This is a genomic window from Kineococcus terrestris, from assembly GCF_041020755.1.
Taxonomy (GTDB): Bacteria; Actinomycetota; Actinomycetes; order Actinomycetales; family Kineococcaceae; genus Kineococcus; species Kineococcus terrestris.
Genome location: NZ_JBEUEI010000018.1, coordinates 13,703 through 33,448 on the forward strand (window position 1 = coordinate 13,703; position 19,746 = coordinate 33,448).

The 19,746-nt window shown below is 76.6% G+C and carries 17 protein-coding genes and 2 tRNA genes; 4 read left to right on the forward strand and 15 right to left on the reverse strand.

The window, feature by feature from the left end:
- Positions 1 to 24: 24 nt before the first annotated feature.
- The 4 genes from AB8M62_RS12270 to AB8M62_RS12285 form a co-directional block, all read right to left on the reverse strand.
- Entirely contained in the window at positions 25 to 663 is a 639-nt protein-coding gene (locus AB8M62_RS12270) for an ATP-dependent Clp protease proteolytic subunit (RefSeq protein ID WP_369053288.1), read from the reverse strand.
- 49 nt (positions 664 to 712) lie between these two features.
- Entirely contained in the window at positions 713 to 1,288 is a 576-nt protein-coding gene (locus tag AB8M62_RS12275; RefSeq protein WP_369053452.1) for a ClpP family protease, read from the reverse strand.
- Between the two features lie 256 nt (positions 1,289 to 1,544).
- Entirely contained in the window at positions 1,545 to 2,987 is a 1,443-nt protein-coding gene (gene tig / locus AB8M62_RS12280; RefSeq protein ID WP_369053289.1) for a trigger factor, read from the reverse strand.
- A gap of 156 nt (positions 2,988 to 3,143) precedes the next feature.
- A tRNA-Pro gene (locus AB8M62_RS12285) sits at positions 3,144 to 3,217 on the reverse strand.
- 111 nt (positions 3,218 to 3,328) lie between these two features.
- On the opposite strand from AB8M62_RS12285, the gene AB8M62_RS12290 reads away from it, so the two are divergent.
- Positions 3,329 to 3,402, forward strand: a tRNA-Gly gene (locus tag AB8M62_RS12290).
- Here AB8M62_RS12290 and AB8M62_RS12295 read toward each other — a convergent pair.
- Positions 3,367 to 3,825, reverse strand: a complete 459-nt coding sequence (locus tag AB8M62_RS12295) for a hypothetical protein (RefSeq protein WP_369069735.1) — start codon at positions 3,823 to 3,825, stop codon at positions 3,367 to 3,369. The genes AB8M62_RS12290 and AB8M62_RS12295 overlap by 36 nt on opposite strands.
- 49 nt (positions 3,826 to 3,874) lie before the next feature.
- Between AB8M62_RS12295 and AB8M62_RS12300 the strand changes: the two genes are divergently transcribed.
- Positions 3,875 to 5,071: a glycerate kinase gene (locus AB8M62_RS12300; RefSeq protein ID WP_369069736.1), complete on the forward strand. Its 1,197-nt coding sequence runs from the start codon at positions 3,875 to 3,877 to the stop codon at positions 5,069 to 5,071.
- A gap of 150 nt (positions 5,072 to 5,221) precedes the next feature.
- Here AB8M62_RS12300 and AB8M62_RS12305 read toward each other — a convergent pair whose 3' ends face one another.
- Genes AB8M62_RS12305 through AB8M62_RS12315 form a run of 3 tightly spaced genes read right to left on the reverse strand, consistent with a single transcriptional unit; the run spans position 5,222 to position 7,214 of the window.
- Complete coding sequence (locus AB8M62_RS12305) at positions 5,222 to 6,019, reverse strand: Fpg/Nei family DNA glycosylase (protein ID WP_369053293.1); 798 nt, start codon at positions 6,017 to 6,019, stop codon at positions 5,222 to 5,224.
- 7 nt (positions 6,020 to 6,026) lie between these two features.
- Entirely contained in the window at positions 6,027 to 6,497 is a 471-nt protein-coding gene (locus AB8M62_RS12310; RefSeq protein WP_369053295.1) for a ribose-5-phosphate isomerase, read from the reverse strand.
- Positions 6,498 to 6,557: 60 nt separating this feature from the next.
- A complete protein-coding gene (locus AB8M62_RS12315) occupies positions 6,558 to 7,214 on the reverse strand; it encodes a mycothiol-dependent nitroreductase Rv2466c family protein (protein ID WP_373694927.1) in 657 nt (218 codons plus the stop codon).
- 116 nt (positions 7,215 to 7,330) lie between these two features.
- Here AB8M62_RS12315 and pepN point away from each other — a divergent pair, with 116 nt between their 5' ends.
- Entirely contained in the window at positions 7,331 to 9,886 is a 2,556-nt protein-coding gene (gene pepN, locus AB8M62_RS12320) for an aminopeptidase N (RefSeq protein ID WP_369069737.1), read from the forward strand.
- 54 nt (positions 9,887 to 9,940) lie between these two features.
- Here the strand turns inward: pepN and AB8M62_RS12325 are convergent, their stop codons facing one another.
- The gene (locus AB8M62_RS12325) at positions 9,941 to 10,306 is read right to left on the reverse strand and encodes a WhiB family transcriptional regulator (RefSeq protein ID WP_369069738.1); all 366 of its coding nucleotides are present in this window, start codon (positions 10,304 to 10,306) and stop codon (positions 9,941 to 9,943) included.
- Positions 10,307 to 10,434: 128 nt separating this feature from the next.
- Between AB8M62_RS12325 and AB8M62_RS12330 the strand changes: the two genes are divergently transcribed.
- A complete protein-coding gene (locus AB8M62_RS12330) occupies positions 10,435 to 10,842 on the forward strand; it encodes an N-acetyltransferase (RefSeq protein ID WP_369053298.1) in 408 nt (135 codons plus the stop codon).
- On the opposite strand, the gene AB8M62_RS12335 is transcribed toward AB8M62_RS12330, so the two are convergent.
- The 6 genes from AB8M62_RS12335 to AB8M62_RS12360 form a co-directional block, all read right to left on the reverse strand.
- Complete coding sequence (locus AB8M62_RS12335; protein WP_369069739.1) at positions 10,808 to 13,837, reverse strand: ATP-binding protein; 3,030 nt, start codon at positions 13,835 to 13,837, stop codon at positions 10,808 to 10,810. The genes AB8M62_RS12330 and AB8M62_RS12335 overlap by 35 nt on opposite strands.
- A 319-nt stretch (positions 13,838 to 14,156) precedes the next feature.
- Positions 14,157 to 15,164, reverse strand: a complete 1,008-nt coding sequence (locus tag AB8M62_RS12340; protein WP_369053301.1) for a nucleoside hydrolase — start codon at positions 15,162 to 15,164, stop codon at positions 14,157 to 14,159.
- Positions 15,161 to 16,066 carry an ABC transporter permease gene (locus tag AB8M62_RS12345; RefSeq protein WP_369053303.1) on the reverse strand — a complete coding sequence of 302 codons (906 nt, stop codon included), beginning with the start codon at positions 16,064 to 16,066 and terminating at the stop codon, positions 15,161 to 15,163. The genes AB8M62_RS12340 and AB8M62_RS12345 overlap by 4 nt, the downstream gene beginning before the upstream one ends.
- 5 nt (positions 16,067 to 16,071) lie before the next feature.
- Positions 16,072 to 17,178 carry an ABC transporter permease gene (locus tag AB8M62_RS12350; protein WP_369053304.1) on the reverse strand — a complete coding sequence of 369 codons (1,107 nt, stop codon included), beginning with the start codon at positions 17,176 to 17,178 and terminating at the stop codon, positions 16,072 to 16,074.
- A complete protein-coding gene (locus AB8M62_RS12355; protein ID WP_369053306.1) occupies positions 17,175 to 18,683 on the reverse strand; it encodes an ABC transporter ATP-binding protein in 1,509 nt (502 codons plus the stop codon). Before AB8M62_RS12355 ends, AB8M62_RS12350 begins: the two co-directional genes overlap by 4 nt.
- A complete protein-coding gene (locus AB8M62_RS12360) occupies positions 18,680 to 19,729 on the reverse strand; it encodes a BMP family ABC transporter substrate-binding protein (RefSeq protein WP_369053307.1) in 1,050 nt (349 codons plus the stop codon). Before AB8M62_RS12360 ends, AB8M62_RS12355 begins: the two co-directional genes overlap by 4 nt.
- Positions 19,730 to 19,746: the final 17 nt, after the last annotated feature.

The window sequence follows — 19,746 nt, forward strand, 5'->3', positions numbered from 1 at the left end:
GTGCGGTGACGCTGCGTCGAGAGGTCAGCCCTTGCGGCTCTCGAGCACCCCGTCGATGAGGCCGTAGTCCACGGCCTCGCGGGCGGTGAGGAACTTGTCGCGCTCGATGTCGCCGCGCACCTGCTCCACGGACCGCTTCGAGTGCTTGGCCAGGGTCTCCTCCAGCCACTCGCGCATCCGCAGGATCTCCCGCGCCTGGATCTCCAGGTCGGAGGCCTGGCCGTAGTCCCCGCCGGCCATCGCCGGCTGGTGGATGAGGATGCGGGAGTTGGGCAGCGCGAACCGCTTGCCCGGGCTGCCCGCGGCCAGCAGCACCGCCGCGGCCGAGGCGGCCTGGCCCATGCAGTACGTCTGGATCTGCGGGCGGATGTACATCATCGTGTCGTAGATCGCCGTCAGCGCCGTGAAGGAGCCGCCCGGCGAGTTGATGTACATGACGATGTCGCGCTCGGGGTCCTGCGACTCCAGCACGATCAGCTGGGCGATGATGTCGTCCGCCGACGCGTCGTCCACCTGCACGCCGAGGAAGATGATCCGGTCCTCGAACAGCTTGGTGTACGGGTCCGAGCGCTTCATCCCGTAGGACGTGCGCTCCTCGAACTGCGGCAGCACGTAGCGTGCCGACGGCGCGAGGGCGGGGTCGAACCGGCTGTACTGGTCCACGGGGGGGCCTCCTGCGGTGACGGGTCGCTCGGTCGGGCGCTGGAAGGGGTCACGCACCGGTGCCACCCCCGCCGGTGACCTCGCTGGAGCGGCCGACGACGTGGTCGATGAGGCCGTAGTCGCGCGCCTCCTCCGCCGTGAACCAGCGGTCCCGGTCGGAGTCGGTCGTGATCTTGTCGTACGTCTGACCGCTGTGCTGGGCGATCAGCTCGGCCATCTGCCGCTTGGTCATGATGATCTGCTCGGCGAGGATCTTGATGTCGCTGGCCGAGCCGCCCAGGCCGCCCAGCGGCTGGTGCATCATGATCTTCGCGTGCGGCAGCGCCGAGCGCTTGCCGGGGGCGCCGGCGCAGAGCAGGAACTGCCCCATCGACGCCGCCAGGCCCGTGGCGATGGTCGCCACGTCCGGCTTGATGTACTGCATGGTGTCGTAGATCGACATCCCCGCGGAGACCGATCCGCCCGGGGAGTTGATGTACATGTAGATGTCCGCGTCCGGGTCCTCCGCGGCCAGCAGCAGCAGCTGCGCGCAGATGGCGTTGGCCATCTCGTCGCGGACCTCGGAACCCAGCCAGATGATCCGCTGCTGCAGCAGCCGCTGGTAGACGTTGTCGTCCAGGCCCATCCCGGGCTGGTTCGCCCGGGCCTGCTGCGGCGTCACCAGTCCCGGTGCGCTCACCAACTCGCTCACGATCCCTGGCCCTCTCCGGTGTCGACCACCCCCGAGGTCTCGGGGGCCGGCGGTGGAGCCGCCGATCTCGATCGACCCTAACGCGGGGCCCGGACGGGCCACCCCCGCACCACCGCCGTTTCGCTGTGGGCGCACCGCGACGGTGCGGTGCGCCCACAGCGGCGGGCCCGGGAGCGGACCCGGTGGCGGCTCAGGCCTTCTGCTCGCCCTCGGCGCTGTCGTCCGCGGACTGCGCGGCGTCGGCGGCCTCCTGCGCGTCGTCGCCGGTCGGGTCGACGGTCTCGCCCTCCTCGGGCACGGGGCCCTCGGCGACGACGTCGCTCGTCACGGCGTCGGTGTCGGCGCCCCCGGCCTCGTCGTCCTGACCGCCCACGAGCTCCTCCAGGTCCACCACGGCGCCCGAGGCGTCGGTCACGGTCGCCTTCTCCATCGCCACGGCCAGCGCCTTGCGGCGGCGGACCTCGGAGACCATCGCCGGCACCTGGCCGGCGCTGTCCATCGCCTGGATGAACTGCTGCGGCTGCATGCCGTACTGCTGGGCCTGGCCCACGAGGTACTCGATGAGCTCCTCCTGCTCCACGCCGACCTCCTCGCGGTCGGCGAGGGCGTCCAGCAGCAGCTGGCTCTTCAGCGCCTCCTGCGTGCTGGTGGTCACCTCGGCGCGGTGCTCGTCGTCCTGCAGGCGGTTCTCCTGCTCGAGGTGGCGGTGCACCTCGGCCTCGACCAGCGACTGCGGCACGGGCACCTCGACGAGCTCGAGCAGGCGGGCCAGGACCTTGTCGCGGGCCTGGATGCCCTGCTCGAACTTCTTGGACTGCTCCACCTGCCCGCGCAGGTCGGCGCGCAGCTCCTCCAGCGTGTCGAACTCGCTGGCCATCTGGGCGAAGTCGTCGTCGGCCTCGGGCAGCACGCGCTCCTTCACCGACTGCACGGTGACGGTGATCTGCGCGTCCTGGCCCTTGCGGTCACCACCGGCCAGCGGGGCGGTGAAGGTCGTCGACTCCCCCGCCGACAGGCCCGTCAGCGCCTCGTCGATGCCGATGATCATGTTGCCCTGGCCGACCTGGTACGAGATGCCGGAGGCGGTCTCGATCTCCTCGCCGTCGATCTCGGCGCGCAGGTCGATCGAGACGAAGTCGCCGTCGCCGGCGGCGCGCTCGACGCCGGTCAGGGTGCCGAAGCGCTCGCGCAGCGCCGTCAGGCGCGCCTCGACGTCCTCGTCGGCGATCTGCAGGTCGTCCACGGAGACCTCGAGGTCCTCCAGGGCCGGCAGCTCCAGCACCGGGCGGACGTCGACCTCGACGGAGAACTTCAGGTCCCCGCCGTCCTTCGGGTCGGGGACCTGGCCGACGTCGACCGTCGGCTGGCCCAGCGGGCGGATGTCGGAGGACTCGACGGCCTGCTGGTAGAACTTCGGCAGGGCCTCGTTGACGGCCTCCTGGATCACGGCCGCGCGGCCGAAGCGCTGGTCGATGACGCGCGCGGGCACCTTGCCCCGGCGGAAGCCCGGCACCTGCACCTGACCCGCGATGGTCTTGTAGGCCGCGTCGAGGTCCGGCTTCAGCTCGTCGTAGCCGACCTCGACGGTCAGCTTCACCCGGGTCGGGTTGAGGGTCTCGACGTCGCTCTTCACAGCGGGGCTCTCCTGGGGTCTCTCCGCCTCGCGGAGGTCGTGGTCAGGCGTGCGGGCGCCGGGGGACGGCCCCGGCGCACCGCAGAAGCCTAGCCGTCCGCGCCGGGGACCCTTCACGGCGCAGCGGCCCGCAGCTCGCGGGTGCCGCGCCGTCCGTCGGGGTACCCGGATTCGAACCGGGGGCCTTCCGCTCCCAAAGCGGACGCGCTACCAAGCTGCGCCACACCCCGCGCGCGCCGGCGACCTCACCGGGGCACGGGCACGAGGCTACCCCCGGGGACCCGATAGGCTGGGACCGGCGCACGTGCTCCGGGGGCCGCCCGGGCGCTGCGGTGCGCCGCGCGGGCGTAGCTCAATGGTAGAGCCCTAGTCTTCCAAACTAGCTACGCGGGTTCGATTCCCGTCGCCCGCTCCACGCCGTCCGGCCGTCCGCCCCGTCGCCGAGGTGGGCGGCCAGCGCGGCCAGCTGCCGGTGGTCCAGGTACGACGGGTTGCCGCCCACCGGCACGCGCACCACCTCCGCCCGCGCCAGCGCGGGGTCCGCCAGCAGCAGCGCGCGGGGCACCGGCTCCTCCAGCACCCGCACCGCCACCCGCACGCGCAGCCCCGCGTCGGCCGCGGCCACGACCTCCCCCACCGCGCGCACCCCGGCCGAGGCGCCGCTGGCCCACAGCAGGCACGCGTCGCCCGCGCGCACGAGGTCCGCCCGGTAGGTGCGGTGCAGGCAGCGCTCCAGCGTCCCGGCCCGCGCGCCGCCCAGCAGCTCGACCGGGTCGGTGCGGGTCTTCAGGACCCAGCACGCCACGTCCCCGCGCTGCAGCCGCGCCGTCCGCCCCACCCGGGCAGGGGACCACGTCCTCGGCGCGCCCGCCTGGCAAGCTCGCAGCGTGCTCCTGCCGACACCGCCGACACCGCCGGTCCACGTCGTCCTCGCCCCGGACAAGTTCAAGGGCTCCCTCACGGCCGTCGAGGTGGCCGCCCGCCTCGAGGACGGGCTGCGGGCGGGGTTCACCGCCGGCGGCGGGGCGCCCGGGGCGCTGGAGGTGGTGCGGCTGCCGGTGGCCGACGGCGGCGAGGGCACCGTGGACGCCCTCCTGTCCGAGGGCTGGCGGCCGCTGCGGGTGCGCGTCGCCGGCCCCACGGGCGAGCCCGTCGACGCCGTCGTGGCCCGCGAGCCCGGCGGCCCCGGCGCCGTCGTGGAGATGGCGCAGGCCTCCGGGCTGGACCGGCTGCCCGGCGGGGTGCGCGCCCCGCTGACCGCCGGCACCCGCGGCACCGGCGAGCTCGTGCGCGCCGCCCTGGACGACGGCGCCCGCCGCCTCGTCCTGGCCGTGGGCGGCAGCGCCTCCACCGACGGCGGCGCCGGTCTGCTCGCCGCCCTGGGCGCGCGGCTGCTCGACGCGGACGGGCGCGACCTGCCCGGCGGCGGTGCGGCCCTGGCGCACCTGGAGCGCCTGGACCTGTCCGGGCTCGACCCGCGCCTGGCGGGGACGGAGGTGGTGCTGGCCGCCGACGTGGACAACCCGCTGCTCGGCCCGCGCGGCGCCGCCGCGGTGTTCGGGCCGCAGAAGGGCGCGACCGGGGAGGACGTCGCCGCCCTGGACGCCGCCCTGGCCCGCTTCGCCGACGTCCTGGCCGCCGCGACCGGCACCGACGCGCGCGAGGAGCCCGGTGCGGGCGCCGCCGGCGGCACCGGCCTGGTGGCGCTGGGGATGCTGGGCGCCCGCCGCCGCCCCGGCGTGGAGGTCGTCCTCGACGTCGTCGGATTCGCGCAGCGCTGCCGCGGCGCGCACCTCGTCGTCACGGGCGAGGGCAGCTTCGACCGGCAGAGCCTGGGCGGCAAGACCCCGGTCGGCGTGGCCGCCGCCGCCCGCGCGCTGGGCGTGCCGGCGCTCGTGGTCTCCGGCCGGCGCGCGCTCGCGGAGGAGGAGTGGCGCGCCGCGGGGTTCCTCGACGCGCGGGCCCTCACCGACCGCGAGCCCGACCCGGCCCGCTGCGTCGCGGACGCCGGGCGGCTCCTGCGCGACCTGGCCGCCGACCTGGGCCGGGAGCTGGCCGCCGACGTCGCGGCCGCGCGGGGCTGACGCGACGGGCCGGGCCGTCCAGTCCGGCCGGCCCGGTGAGGGCCGGGCGGTTCAGCTCGCCCGGCCCGGTGAAGGCCGGGCGGTTCAGCTCGGCCGGCCCGGTGAGGGCCGGGCCGTTCGGTCCGGCCGGCCCGGTGAGGGCCGGGCGGTTCAGCTCGGCTGGCAGGTGGGGCACCAGTACAGGTTCCGCGCGGCCATCACCGCGTGCGCGACGGGCGTCCCGCACCGGCGGCACGGCTCGCCGGTGCGGTGGTAGACGTAGAAGGAGTCCTCGCGCCGCACGCGGCCCGAGCGCCGGGGCCGGTCCTCCACCCGCGTGGTGACGATCCGCCCGGCGCGCACCCCGGCGCGCATGAGCACCACGAGGTCGGCCCAGACGGCGTCCCACTCGGCGTCGGTGACGTCCCGGCCGGGGCGGTACGGGTGGATCCCCTGCCGGAAGAGGACCTCGGCGCGGTAGATGTTGCCGACGCCCGCGACGACGTCCTGCTGCATGAGCAGCGCGCCGACCGCCGTGCGCGAGCGCGCCAGGCGCGCGCGGGCCGGGGACGGGTCGGTGCCGGGCACCAGCGGATCGGGGCCCAGCCGGGCGCGCAGGGCCGCCTCGCCGGCGGGGTCCAGCACCTCGCAGGCGGTCGGGCCGCGCAGGTCGGCCCACGCGCCGGGCACCACCAGCCGCGCCCGCACCGCGCCGCGGACCGGCTCCGGCTCGCCGCGGCCCAGGGTCCACTTCCCGTACAGGCCCAGGTGCACGTGCAGCACCCGCTGCCCGGCGAAGCGGGCGAACAGGTGCTTGCCGTGCGCGTGCACGCCCTCCAGCACCGTCCCGTCCAGCAGGGCGGCGCCGTCGGCGAAGCGGCCCTGCGGGCTGCTCACCGCGACCGGGCGGCCGGCGAGCAGCCCGGCGAGGTCGCGGGCGCCGCGGTGGACGGTGTGCCCCTCCGGCACGCGGGGCTCAGGCGGGCAGCGGCGGGAGCTCCCCCGTCGCCGCGTACTCGGTCAGCATCTCGATGCGCCGGCGGTGCCGGTCCTCGCCGGAGAACGGGGTGGCGACGAACGCCTCCGCGATGGCGGCGGCCTCCTCGGCCGAGTGCATGCGCGCGCCGATGCCGACGACCTGGGCGTCGTTGTGCTCGCGCGCCAGGCGCGCGGTCTCCACGGACCAGGCGAGGGCGGCGCGGATGCCGGGAACCGCGTTCGCGGCGATCTGCTCGCCGTTGCCGGAGCCGCCGAGGACGATCCCGAGGCTGCCCGGCTCGGCCGCGACGGCCGCGGCCGCGCGCAGCACGTACGGCGGGTAGTCGTCGGTGGCCTCGTAGACGGGGGCGCCGTGGTCCACGACGTCGTGGCCGAGGCCGCGGAGGTGCTCGACCAGGTGCTCCTTGAGCTCGAAGCCGGCGTGGTCGGTCCCGATGTGCACGCGCATGGCGCACAGCTTCCCAGACGGCCCCTCCCCCGGCCGCTCGGGCCGGGGGAGGCCGCGCGGTCAGTCGAAGACGGGACCCTGCGTACGGGTGCGCTTGAGCTCGAAGAACCCGGGCGTGCCGGCGACCAGCAGGCAGCCGTCCCACAGCCGCCCGGCGTCCTCGCCCTTCGGCGCCGGCGTGACGACGGGCCCGAAGAACGCCGTGCCCTCGAACGCCACCACGGGCGTGCCGACGTCCTCGCCGACCCGGGTGATCCCCTCGGTGTGCGAGGCGCGCAGCTCGGCGTCGTAGGTGTCGCTGCGCGCGGCCGCGGCCAGGTCGGCGGGCAGGCCCACCTCGGCCAGCGACGCGGCGATCACGTCGTCGAAGTCCTTGTTCCCGCCGGGGTGGATGCGGGTGCCCATGGCGGTGTACAGCGGCAGGACGACCTCCTCGCCGTGCAGGAGGCGGGCGGCGGTCACCACGCGCACCGGGCCCCAGCCGCGGTCCATGAGGTCGCGGTACTCCTCGGGCAGGTCCCGGCCCTCGTTGAGGACGGACAGGCTCATGACGTGCCAGCGCACGCGCACGTCGCGCACGCGCTCCACCTCGAGCATCCAGCGGGACGTCATCCAGGCCCACGGGCAGAGGGGGTCGAACCAGAAGTCGGCGTGCGCGGTGCCGGCGGGCTGCGGGGCGCCGGTCCGCTGGGCGTCGGTCTGCGGGGCGTCGGTCATGGCCCGCATCCTGCCCCCGCCCTCACCCGCCGTCGCGTCGGGACCCCGTGGCAGAGTGACCGGACCGCTGGACGGGGCACGGCCCGCCAGCGACCGGTGGACGGAAGGACGTGGACGTGCCCGGCGAGAACCTGACCCGCGAGGAGGCCCGCGCCCGCGCGGAGCTCGTGCAGGTCGACGGCTACGAGGTGGAGCTGGACCTGACGACCGGGCCGGAGGTGTTCCGCTCGGTGACGACGGTGCGCTTCAGCGCCCGCGACGGCGCCTCGACGTTCGTCGACCTCATCAGCGCCGCGGTGCACGAGGTGGTGCTCAACGGGCGCTCCCTGGACCCGGCCGCGGTCAGCGACGGCGTGCGCGTGCAGCTGGACGGCCTGGCCGCCGACAACGAGCTGCGCGTGGTGGCCGACTGCCGCTACATGAATACCGGCGAGGGCCTGCACCGGTTCGTCGACCCCGTCGACGACGAGGTGTACCTGTACACGCAGTTCGAGGTCGCCGACTCCCGCCGCGTCTTCGCCGTCTTCGAGCAGCCCGACCTCAAGGCGGCGTTCACCTTCACCGTGACCGCCCCCGCGCACTGGCGCGTGATCTCCGGCGCACCGGTGGCCGCGACCGAGGACGTCGGGACCGGCAAGCGGTGGCGGTTCGAGCCCACCCCGCGGCTGTCCAGCTACGTCACCGCCGTCATCGCGGGCCCGTACGAGGGCTCGGAGGACTCCCTGGTCTCCTCCGACGGCCGGACGGTCCCCCTCGGCGTGTACTGCCGCCGGTCCCTGGTGGAGCACCTGGACGCCCACAACGTCGTCGCCGCCACGAAGGCGGGTTTCGAGTTCTACGAGCGCGAGTTCGACGCGCCCTACCCGTTCGCCAAGTACGACCAGGTGTTCGTGCCGGAGTTCAACGCCGGCGCGATGGAGAACGCCGGCGCGGTGACGTTCGTGGAGAGCTACGTCTTCCGCTCCAAGGTTCCGCGGGCCACCGTCGAGCGCCGCGTCGTCACCGTCCTGCACGAGCTGGCGCACATGTGGTTCGGCGACCTGGTGACCATGCGCTGGTGGAACGACCTGTGGCTCAACGAGTCGTTCGCGGAGTTCGCCAGCACCCTGGCGGCCGCCGAGGCCACCGAGTGGGAGGGCGCCTGGACGACGTTCAACTCCCTGGAGAAGTCCTGGGCCTACCGCCAGGACCAGCTGCCCACCACCCACCCGATCGTCGCCGAGATCAACGACCTCGAGGACGTGGAGGTGAACTTCGACGGCATCACCTACGCCAAGGGCGCCAGCGTCCTCAAGCAGCTCGTCGCCTACGTGGGCCGCGAGGAGTTCCTGGCCGGCGTGCGCGCCTACTTCCGCCGCCACGCGTGGGGCAACACCGAGCTGGTGGACCTGCTGCGCGAGCTGGAGGCCACCTCCGGGCGCGACCTGCAGGCGTGGTCGCGCCAGTGGCTGGAGACCGCCGGCGTGGCGACGCTGCGCCCGGAGGTCGAGGTCGGCGAGGACGGCACGATCACCGCGGCCGCCGTGCGCCAGGAGGCGCCGGCCGAGCACCCGCACCTGCGCGAGCACCGCCTGGCCGTCGGCTGCTACGACCTCGTCGACGGCGTGCTGCGGCGCACCCACCGCGTCGAGCTGGACGTGGCGGGTGAGCTGACGCCGGTCCCGCAGCTGGTGGGCGTGCGCCGGCCGGACCTGCTGCTGGTCAACGACGACGACCTCGCCTACGCCAAGATCCGGCTGGACGAGCGCTCGGCGGCCACGGCCGCGCAGCACCTGGACGCCTTCGCGGACTCCCTGCCGCGCTCGCTGGTCGCCGCGGCGTGGTGGGACATGACCCGCGACGGGGAGGCCGCGGCCCGCGACTACGTCGACCTGCTGCTGGGCACCCTGCTGGGCGGGGACGGCGCCCGCCAGGACTCCACCGTCCTGCTGGTGCTGCTGCGGCAGCTGACGACGACCGTGGAGCTCTACACGGCGCCGCAGCACCGCGACGCGGTGCGCGCGCGCACCGCCGAGCGCCTGCTGGAGCTGCTGCGCGGGGCCGAGCCGGGCAGCGACACCCAGCTGCAGTTCGCCCGCGCGTTCGCCGCCGCGGCCCGCACCCCCGAGCACCTGGCCGTCGTCGGCGGCCTGCTGGACGGCTCCGCCCCCCTGGCGGGCCTGGACGTCGACGCCGACATGCGCTGGGTCCTGCTGACCTCGCTCGTGGCGGGCGGGGCCGCCGGCGACGCCGAGCTCGACGCCGAGCTGCAGCGCGACGGCACGGCGACCGGGCAGCGCTCGGCCGCCGCGGCGCGCGCGGCCCGCCCGTCGCCGGAGGCCAAGCGGGAGGCGTGGACCCGCGTGGTCGACGAGGGCGGGCTGCCCAACGCGGTGGCGGCCTCGGTCATCGCCGGGTTCGGGCGGGTGCACGACGCGGAGCTGCTGCGCCCCTTCGTGGAGCCGTACTTCGGCTGCCTGCGCCGGGTGTGGGCCGAGCGCACCAACGAGATGGCCCAGCAGGTCGTCACCGGGCTGTACCCGGCGGTGCTGGCGGACCGGGCGCTGCTGGAGCGCACCGACGCCTGGCTCGAGCAGGAGCGCGACGCCCCGCCGGCGCTGCGCCGCCTGATGCTGGAGAACCGCGACGGCGTGGCGCGCGCCCTGCGCGCGCAGGAGCGCGACGGGCGCTGACCCGCGACCGCGACGGCCCCGGGCGCCGCGGCGCCCGGTGGGACGCCCCGCCCCTCACAGCACGACCGTGACGGGCGGGGCGTCCTTGCGCGGGCGGCCGCGGCGCCGCTTGTAGGCGACGGGGACGCCGTCGACGAACAGGTGCCCTCCCCACACGCCCGCGGGCTCGCGCCGCGCGAGGGCACCGCGCAGGCACGCGGCCGCGCACGGGCACGTCGCGCACAGCGCCCTGGCGCGCTCCAGCGGCTCGCCCTCCTCGGCGAAGAAGAGGTCGGCGGGCGCGGTGCGGCAGGGCACCGGCGCGGCGCCGGGCGGGGCGGCCGGCGGCGGGGTCGTCCGGGGCCTGGCGAGCGGGAGCGGGACGGGCGGGCGCGGACCGGCCTGGAGCGGGACGGTCGGGTGGGCGGTGGTCGAGAGCACGTCCCGAGGCTCGCCGGGCGCGCCTGCAGCCCGCTTGCAGCGCGGTGACCGCCGACCGGGAGCGGGTGCGGGGCGGGTGCAGGCGCCGGGCGGGAGGGTCGCAGCACCACCGACCCCGAGGAGTCCCCGTGCCCGCGCCCACCGCACCCCCCGACCCGTGGCTGCCCGCCTGGTTCCGCCGCCCGGGGCGCCTGGAGCTGCTCACCGGCCACCACCTGCGCCCCGTGCGCGACGTGGACGTCGACGTCGGGTGCCCGCCGCCGGCACCGGACCGCTCCGGCGGGCTGTGCGACTACGGCGTGTTCGAGGACGAGGAGGCCGAGGTCCTGGGCCACGTCGTGCTGCGGCCGCCGCAGCGGCCGGGCGCCGACGCGGACGTGCGCTGGTGGGTGGCGGACCGGCTGGTGGGCTCGGAGCTGGAGGCGGTCCTGGAGACCGAGGTACCGCGCTGGGTGCGCCGCGACTGGCCCTTCACCGCGCCCCGCTTCCGCGGCCGGGACCTCACCGGGCGGCGGCCGCCGGTCCCGCCCCGGTGACCGGGACGGCCGTGGGGGCGGGGACGGGACCGGGGGCCGGGCCGGCGTCCCGCACCGCCAGGCGCACGACCTCGGCCACCGGCAGGGCGCGTCCGCGGGCCTCGGCCGCGGCGGCGCGCCCGGGCCCCAGCAGCGCGTGCACGCGGGCGCGGGCCGACGCCAGCTGCGCCTCGTCGCGCACGTAGAAGCCGTACACGTCGGCCCCGACCCGCTCGCGCGCGGCGCGCGCGGCGCCCAGCAGCACGGCCAGCCGCTCGGGGTCGGCCACGTCGGCCACGTCGGCGCCGTCGCCCCCACCGTGGCCCCCACCGTGGCCCCCACCGTCGCCCCCACCGGCCCCCAGCACCACGAGGGCGTCGAGGAAGTGCGACAGGTTCGCCAGGTCCCCCACCTGCGCGGACAGCGCCGTGCCCTCGTGCAGGGCGCGCTCGGCGGCGCGGGGGTCGCGCGGCGCCTCGGCCTGGGCGAGGTTGAACAGGGCGACGAAGGTGGTGAGCCGGTCGCCGCGGGCGCGGGAGAGCCGCAGCCCCTCCTCGACGTGCTCGCGCGCCCGCGCGCCGGCCGCGCCGAGGGCGGTCAGGGCGGTCCCGAGCCACACGTGGCCCAGCGACTCCAGCCACGGGCCGTCCGAGTCCGCCGGCAGCGCCGCCGCCAGCGGGAGCGCGGCCTCCAGCCGCTGCACCGCGAGGGCGGCCTCGCCGCGGGCGAGGGCGGCGATGCCCCGCCCGGCGGTGGCGTGCGCCAGACCCGCCGCGTCGCCGGTGGCGGTGCTCAGCCGGTGCGCGCGGTCCCAGACCTCCTCGGCCTCCGCGTGCTCCCCCTGCGCGAAGAGCATCGCCCCCAGCGCGAGGTCCACCCGCACGCGCACCGGCGCGGGCAGGTCCGGCAGCGCCGCGACGGCGGCGGCCGCGCGCCGGCCGGCGCTCAGGTGCCCGTGCATCCACCAGAACAGCCACAGCGCCCACACCAGGCGCCCGGCGCTCTCCCCGTCCCCGGCGGCCACGCGCCCGTCGACGGCGGCCAGCAGGTTCGCGTGCTCGCGCTCCACCCGGCGCAGGTGCTCCACCTGGTCCGGCCCCTGGTAGTGCGGGGCCGCGCGCTCCGCGAGCGCGAGGTGCGCGGCCGCGTGCGCGGCGGAGACCTCGGCGCGCTCGTCGTCGCCCAGCAGGCGCTGGGCGTGCTGGCGGGTCGGCTCCAGCACGGAGAAGCGCAGGCCGTCGGGGGTCCGCTCGACGCGCACGAGGGACTGCTCGACCAGCGTCTCCAGCACGGGCAGCACGCCGGGTCCCTCGACGGCCTCGAGCACCGGCAGCGTCCAGCCGCCGGTGAAGACGGCCAGGCGCCGGAACAGCCGCTGCGCCGGGGCGTCGAGCAGGCCGTAGCTCCAGTCGAGGGTGGCCTGCATGGTGCGCTGGCGCGCGGGCAGGTCCCGGCGGCCGCCGGACAGCGCCTCGTCGAGGCGGGCCAGCAGGTCGCGGGGGCTGAGCACGCGCAGGCGCGCGGCGGCCAGCTCGAGGGCCAGGGGGATGCCGGCCAGCGCGGTGCACACGTCGGCGACCACGCGCAGCGCGTCGGCCCCGTGCGGGTCCCCGGGGTCCAGGCTCAGCCCGGGGGCGACGTCGCGGGCCCGGTCGCGGAACAGCGCGACCGCCGCCGACGAGAGCACCTCGCGGGGCCCGGCGCCGTCGGCGGGCAGGGTCAGCGGCTCGACGCGGTGCTCCACCTCCCCCGTCACGCGCAGCGGCGCGCGGCTGGTCACGAGGACGACCAGGTGCGGGCAGTCGCGCACCAGCTCGGCGACGTCGACCGCCGCGTCGAGCAGGTGCTCGAGGTTGTCCAGCACGAGCAGCGGGCGCAGCGGCCGCAGGTGCTCCACGAGCGCCTCGCGGGCGCCGGGCCCCTCGGTGGCACCGGTGCCCAGGGCCCGCGACAGCGCCGGCAGCACACCGGCGGCGTCGTCGAGGGTGGCCAGCGGCACGAGCACGGCGCCGTCGGGGAAGCGGGTGGCGTCCTCGGCCGCCAGCCGAGCCGCCTCCAGCGCCAGCCGCGTCTTGCCGACCCCGCCGGTGCCGGTGAGCGTGACCAGGCGGGCGCCGTCGTCGACCAGGTGCCGCACCCGCGCGAGGTCCTCGTCGCGGCCCAGCAGGGGGGTCGCGGGCGTGGGCAGGGCGGGCCGCCGGGCGGCGGGACCGGGCGCCGGGCCGGGAGCGGGCGCCGCGGTCGGCGCGGTCGCGGGGGCGTCCAGCGACGGGTCCTGGCGCAGGACGAGCTGGTGCAGCCGCCGCAGGGCGGGCCCGGGGTCCACGCCCAGGGCGTCGGCGAGCAGGACGCGGCCCTCCTCGTACGCGCGCAGCGCGTCGGCCTGCCGGCCGCTGCGGTACAGGGCGAGGACGAGCGAGGCGCGCAGCCCCTCGCGGAACGGCTCGGCGGCGACCAGGGCCGGCAGCCGGTCGGCGAGCGCCCGGTGGCGGCCCAGGACCAGGTCGAGCTCGGCGGCCAGCTCCTCGGCCTCCAGCCGCTGCCCGTGCAGGCGGACCGCCTCCTGGCGGGCGAAGGCGGCGGGGACGTCGGCGTACGCCGGCCCGCGCCACAGGGCCAGGGCGCCCGCGACCCGTTCGCGGGCGGCGAGGGGGTCGTCGTCGGCGCGGGCCGCGGCGAGCAGGCGGCCGAAGCGCGCGGCGTCGAGGGCGTCGTCGTCCAGCACCAGCCGGTAGCCGGGCGCGCGGGTGGTCAGGACCCGCCAGCCGCCGTCGCCGGGACGCGGCTCCAGGCGGCGCCGCAGCCGGGAGACGTAGCTGTGCACCGTGGAGGGCGCGGCGTCCAGGTCGCCGTCGTCCTGCAGCCGGTCGGCGAGGACGTCGGCGGGCACGACGCGACCGGCGTCGACGACGAGGGCGGCCAGCAGGGTGCGCAGCGACGCGCCGAGCGGCACCGGCCCGTCGGGGGTGCGCACCTCGACCGGTCCCAGGACGTGCACCGCGACCCCCGACGTCACGGACGGCAGCGTAGGTGCCGCGCCCGGCGTCGCGGGCCCGGTCGCTGCAAGCCGGTTGCAAGCGCGTGGCGAGGGCGGCCCGGCACGCTGGTCGCAGCGGCCCGCCGGGGGGAGGGTCGCGGGACGGGCGGTCGGGGGGACCGCCCGCGCACCCCGTCCAGCTGCGGCCGCCGGTTCGCCGGCGACCGCGGCTGGACGAGGCGACCGCGTCGGACCACGACGACGGCGCGGCCGGACCGCCGCACCCGCGAGGTGCGCCCGGTGCGCCGGTGGGTCCGCGTGCGCTGGACGTGGTCCTGCCGGACCGGTGGAGGACCGGTCAGCGGCCGTCGCCGGCGAGCACCCCGAGGAAGTCGTCGAGGAACGCCTGCACGTCGACCTCGAGCGCCACGCGCGTGTCCGGTGCGGGCATCCCGGGCCGTGCGGCGGGCTCGAACGGGACCGGCCCGCCCTCGGCCGTGCGCAGCAGGTGCGCGCGCCAGCGCGGCCCGTCCGGGACCAGGCCCACGGGGCCGTCCTCCCAGCGGGTGGTCCAGCGCGGTTCGACGAGGAGACCGGCGGCCAGGCCGTCCCAGGCGGGAGAGACCCTGCGACCCCAGACCTGCTGGTAGAAGTCCATGTAGGACTCCAGCAGCGCGGCGCTGAAGCGGCCGACCTCGGTCGGGCTGTCGTGGAGCCGGCGCACGGCTTCCTCGTCGACGATGACACCCGCGCCCACGTTCACGCCCGCCATGACCAGCTCGGTGCGCGGGGCCGCGAAGACCGCGCGCGCGGCGACGGGGTCGTTGGCCACGTTGGCGTCCACGATCTGGGCCACGCCCAGCGGCGGGAACGGCCCGGACCCGCCCATGACCGCCGTGCGGCGGAACTTCAGCAGCAGGTCCGGGTCGAGCTCGAGGGCGACCGCGACGTTCGTCATCGGTCCCAGCACCAGCAGGTCGTGCTCACCGGGAGCGGAGTTCGCCAGGTGCACGAGCTGCTCGGCGGCCGTCCGCCGCTCGACGGCGACCTGCGGGCGCGCCCCGCCCAGGTCGCCCAGGCCGTCCGCGCCGTGGACGTAGTCGGCGAAGTGCGGAGCGCGCCCGTCGACCGGTCCGGGCGCACCGACCGCGACCGGCACGTCGGGCAGGCCCGCGAGCGCGAGGACGGCGCCGATGTTGCGGGTGGCGTCCTCGACGGTGCAGTTGCCGAACACCGCGGTGACGGCCGCGATCCGGACGTCGGGGCGTCCCGCGAGCCAGAACAGGGCCAGGGCGTCGTCGATGCCGGTGTCGGTGTCGACGACGACGCTGCTGCGGACGGTGTTCTCGGTGCGCTGGTCGCTCACGCGGGGGCTCCTTGGCGGGACGATCGCCGTGCGCGCACGACGACGAGGACGACGAGGGTGACGAGGTAGGGCGCGGCGTCGGTCAGCTGCTGGGGCAGGCCGATGCCCTGCAGGCGGAAGCCCCACGCCTCGGCCGCGCCGAACAGCAGGCAGGCCAGCAGGACGCCGACGGGGCGGTTGACCGCGAGCATGACGGCGGCGACGGCGACCCAGCCGCGCCCGGCGGTCATGTTCTCGGTGAAGGCCGTGACGTTGCCCAGCGCGAGCTGGGCACCGGCGAGACCGCACAGCGCGCCGGCGACGTGGACGGTGGCCTGCTGGTAGCGGGTGACGGGGACGCCGAGGGAGGCCGCGGCCGCGGGGTGGTCGCCCACGCCGCGCAGCCGCAGCCCCGCCGGTGTGCGGGCCAGCCACCAGGCGGCGGCCAGGGGCAGCAGCAGAGCGACGGGCACGAGCACGCTCTGCCCGCTCAGCAGCGGGCCGAGCACGGGCACGCCGCGCAGGAGCGCGAGGTCGGGCAGCCCGGGCAGGCCCGGTGGTGCGTAGGTCCCGCTCGCGCCGAGCAGCGAGCGCAGCAGGAAACCGGTCAGCCCCAGCGCGAGCAGGTTCACACCGACGGCGACGATGATCGGGTCGGCGTGCCAGCGCACCGAGCCGACCGCGAGGACCGAAGCGAGCAGCGTCGTGGTCACCACGGCTGCGAGCACGCCCAGCCACACCGATCCCGTCCACGCCGCCACGACGACGGCGGCGAAGCAGGCCCACAGCACCTGGCCCTCGAGGGCGATGTTGAACACGCCCGCGCGGCCGCAGAGGGCGCCACCCAGCGCGGCCAGCGCGACGGGCGCGGTGGAGGTCAGCACGGCGGCGACGAACGACAGGGTGAGGACCGAGGACAGCACCGGCGTCAGCTCCGTTCCGGTGCACGGCGGCGGGCCCGGCGGGCGGTGGCGGTGAGGGCCACCGTCCTCAGCGCGAGCACGAGGATGACGACGGCCTGCAGCACCTGGCCGAGCTGGCGCGGCAGGTCGATGTCGCGCTCCATGCCCGTGGACCCCACCTGCAGGACGGTGAACAGCGCCGCCGTGAGCGGCAGCAGCGCGGGCCGCCCGCCCGCGAGCAGCGCGGCCGCGATGCCGGCGAAGGTGTACCCGGGTGCGGTGAGGGCACCGTCGACGAAGCGGAACGGCTGGGTCATGACGACGACCGCACCGGCCAGGCCCGCGACGGCGCCCGCGCTCGCGAGCGCGCCGAGCGTCAGGCCCGGGACCGACACCCCGCCGTAGGCGGCGAAGCGGCGGTTGGCGCCCACGGCGCGCAGTTCGAAGCCGAGCGGGGTGCGGCCGTCGACGACCACGACGGCCACGAGGACGAGCAGCACGAGGAGCAGCCCGAGGTTGGTGTACTGCGTGCCGGGCAGCGCCGGCAGGTGGGCGGCGTCCGGGAAGCGCGGGGTCTGGGGAACCCCGGACCCGCGGTCGGCCAGCGGGAACCGGACCAGGTAGGAGGTCAGCGCGACGGCCGGGGTGCTGAGCAGCAGCGTCGAGATGATGACGGGCACGCGGGCGCGGGTGGTCAGCGGCGCCGACAGCGCCGCGAGCAGCGCGCCTGCCACGACGGCCGCCAGCAGGCAGGCCGGCAGCAGCAGCGGCGCGGGCAGCGGCAGGTGCAGCGCCACGACGGCAGCGGCGATGCCGCCCACGCACAGCTGCCCGTCGCCTCCCAGGTTGTACTCCCCCATGCGGGCGGGGACGGCGAAGGCCAGCGACATCGCGAGGATGGCGGTGAAGGCCGCGACGGAGAAGTCGATGCTGCTGACGCCCAGCGCGCCGCGGACCATGGCGTCGTAGCCGCGCACCGGGTCGACCCCGGCGGCGAGCATGACGACCGCGCCCACGGCGAGGGCCACGAGGACGGCGCCGAGCGGGACGACGGCCTGCGGCGCTGCCAGCCGCAGCCGGTCCGCCGGTCGGAGGGTCGCGGGGGGCGCGGGGGAGTCCGGGGCGGCGCTCACGCCGACATCGCCCGGCCCAGGGCGTCCTCGCTGGCGTCGGCGGCCGCGAGCTCGGCGGTCACCGCGCCGTCGCGCATGACGAGGACCCGGTCGGACAGCGCCTGCAGCTCGCTGATCTCGTAGGAGACGAGCAGGACGGCGCCACCGGCGGCCCTGCGCTCGAGCAGCAGCCGGTGGATCTCCTCCCCGGCCCCGACGTCGACGCCCTGGGTGGGCTGCTCGACGACCAGCAGGTCGGCGTCGTGCAGGAGCTCGCGGGCCATGACCACCTTCTGCGCGTTGCCGCCGGACAGGGACGCCAGCGGCGCGTCGACCCCGGCCGTCCGGATCCGCAGGCGCCGCACCGCGTCGGCGGCCGCGGACCGCACGGCACGCGGCGACAGCCAGCCGCGGCGGGCGAGCGGGGCGCGGCGGTGGTGCCCCAGGGCGAGGTTGTGCGCGACCGTGAGGGTCGCGGCCGAGCCCGTGCCGGGGCGGTCCTCGGGCACGTAGGCGACGCCGCGCTCGCGGCGGCGGCGCACGTCCAGTCCGTCCAGCGCGCTGCCGCGCAGGACGACGGTCCCGGCGTCCTGGCGGCGCAGGCCGACGAGGGTCTCGACCAGCTCGCGCTGCCCGTTGCCGGAGACACCGGCCACCCCCACGACCTCACCGGCCGCGACCGTCAGGCAGACGTCGCGCAGCCCGGGCCCGGAGGCGCTCGCGCCCAGCCGCAGGTCGCGGACGGTGAGGACCTCGGCGCCGCGGACGCCGTCGCGCGGGTTGGCGGTCGGCGCGAGGCCGCGGCCGATCATGGCGCGCACCAGCTCCGCGGCGTCGGTGGCGGCGGTCTCGTACCGACCGCTGACGCGGCCGTCGCGCAGGACCGTGACGCGGTCCGACAGCGCGAGGACCTCCTGGACCTTGTGCGTGACGATGACGACGGCCGTGCCGGCGTCGGCCATCGAGCGCAGCACGGCGAACAGCGAGTCGACCTCGCCGGGGGTCAGGACCGCCGTGGGCTCGTCGAGCACGAGGACCTGCGCCTCGCGGTGCAGGGCCTTGAGGATCTCCACGCGCTGGCGCACGCCGAGGGGCAGCGACCCCACGCGGGCGTCCGGGTCGACGGCCAGCCCGAACCGGGCGCTGAGCTCCTCGACGCGGCGCACCGCGGCCCGCCGGTCCAGGACGCCGCGGCGCACGGGCTCGGCGCGGTAGACGACGTTCTCGGCGACGGTGAGCGGCTCGAACAGCTTGAAGTGCTGGTGGACCATGCCGAGGCCGTGCCCGATGGCGTCCAGCGGGGAGGTCAGCTCGACCTCGCGTCCCCCGCGGAGCACGGTGCCGCTGTCGGGGCGGTGCAGGCCGTAGAGCATCGACATGAGCGTCGACTTGCCCGCGCCGTTCTCCCCGACCACGGCGTGCACCGCGCCGGCCTCGACCTCCAGGTCGACGTCGTCGACCGCGAGGACGGCGCCGAACCGCTTGGTGACGCCGCGCAGCGCGACCGCGGCGGGACGCCCGCTCATCCTGCCGCGGGGTCCGGGACGACGAGGCTGCCGTCGACGATCTGCTGCGAGACCGCGCGGACCTGCTCGACGACGTCGGGACGATCGGCGACCAGGCAACCGGAGGAGGCCAGCTCGTCGGTCAGCGCGGTGACGCCGACCCCGCCCTCGGCCAGGCCGTACTGCTCGTCGCCGCCCGCGGTGCCGTCCAGGACGGACTGGACGGCGTTCTCGAGCGCCACGTCGACGTTCTTCAGCACGTTGTCCACGACGTGTCCCGGGGCGTCACCGCACTGGTTGACGTCGACGCCGTAGGTCGCGAAGGCACCCGTTCCGGCGACCTGGAACGTACCGACGTTGCTGCCCGACGCCGCGGCCATGACCTGGTCGACGCCGGAGTCGGCGAGGACCTGGGCCTGCGCCGCACCGCGGGCCGGGTCGCCGAACGGGTTGTCACCACCGACGAACAGCGCCGTGCTGCGCACGTCGGGGCGGACGCTCTGCGCACCGGCCGTGAACGGGTCCACCCAGCGGCGGATGAACGGGGTGTCGAGCGCTGCGACCGAGCCGATGTTCCCGGTCTCGGTCAGCAGGCCGGCTTCGACGCCCGCGAGGTAGGCGGCCTCGTGCTCGCGGAAGGACGCGCACGTGACGTTCTCCGGCTGCGGGTCCGGGCACGCGTCGACGAGCAGGAACTGCTGGTCGGGGTTGTCGACGGGAACGGTCGCGAACACGTCCTGCAGGGAGAACGACAGGCCCACGACGATCTCGGGCTGCTCGCGCACGGCGGCCTCGACGTTCTGCTGGATGGACGTCGGGTCGCTGCTCTCGAAGACCCTGACCTCGAGGTCGTTGGCCGCGGCCACCCGCCGGGCTCCCTCGACCGCGAGCTCCAGGAAGTTGTTGCCGCCCAGCGGGTTGGGCGTCACGACGACGATCGTGCCCGCCCCGGCGTCGGCCGTTCCACCGCCACCGCCCCCGCTGCCCGCGTCGGCGCAGGAGCTGAGCAGCACCGTGGTGGCCGCCGCGAGGGCGAGGAGACTGGTCCGGGTGGTGCTCGCGCGCATGGTCGCCGTCCTGTCCG

What these genes read in the sequence shown, in the direction of transcription:
- AB8M62_RS12360 (WP_369053307.1), bottom strand. Translation starts at nt 19,729, where the DNA reads ATGCGCGCGAGCACCACCCGGACCAGTCTCCTCGCCCTCGCGGCGGCC.
- AB8M62_RS12355 (WP_369053306.1), bottom strand. Translation starts at nt 18,683, where the DNA reads ATGAGCGGGCGTCCCGCCGCGGTCGCGCTGCGCGGCGTCACCAAGCGG.
- AB8M62_RS12275 (WP_369053452.1), bottom strand. Translation starts at nt 1,288, where the DNA reads ATGGGCCTGGACGACAACGTCTACCAGCGGCTGCTGCAGCAGCGGATC.
- AB8M62_RS12315 (WP_373694927.1), bottom strand. Translation starts at nt 7,214, where the DNA reads ATGACCGACGCCCCGCAGACCGACGCCCAGCGGACCGGCGCCCCGCAG.
- AB8M62_RS12310 (WP_369053295.1), bottom strand. Translation starts at nt 6,497, where the DNA reads ATGCGCGTGCACATCGGGACCGACCACGCCGGCTTCGAGCTCAAGGAG.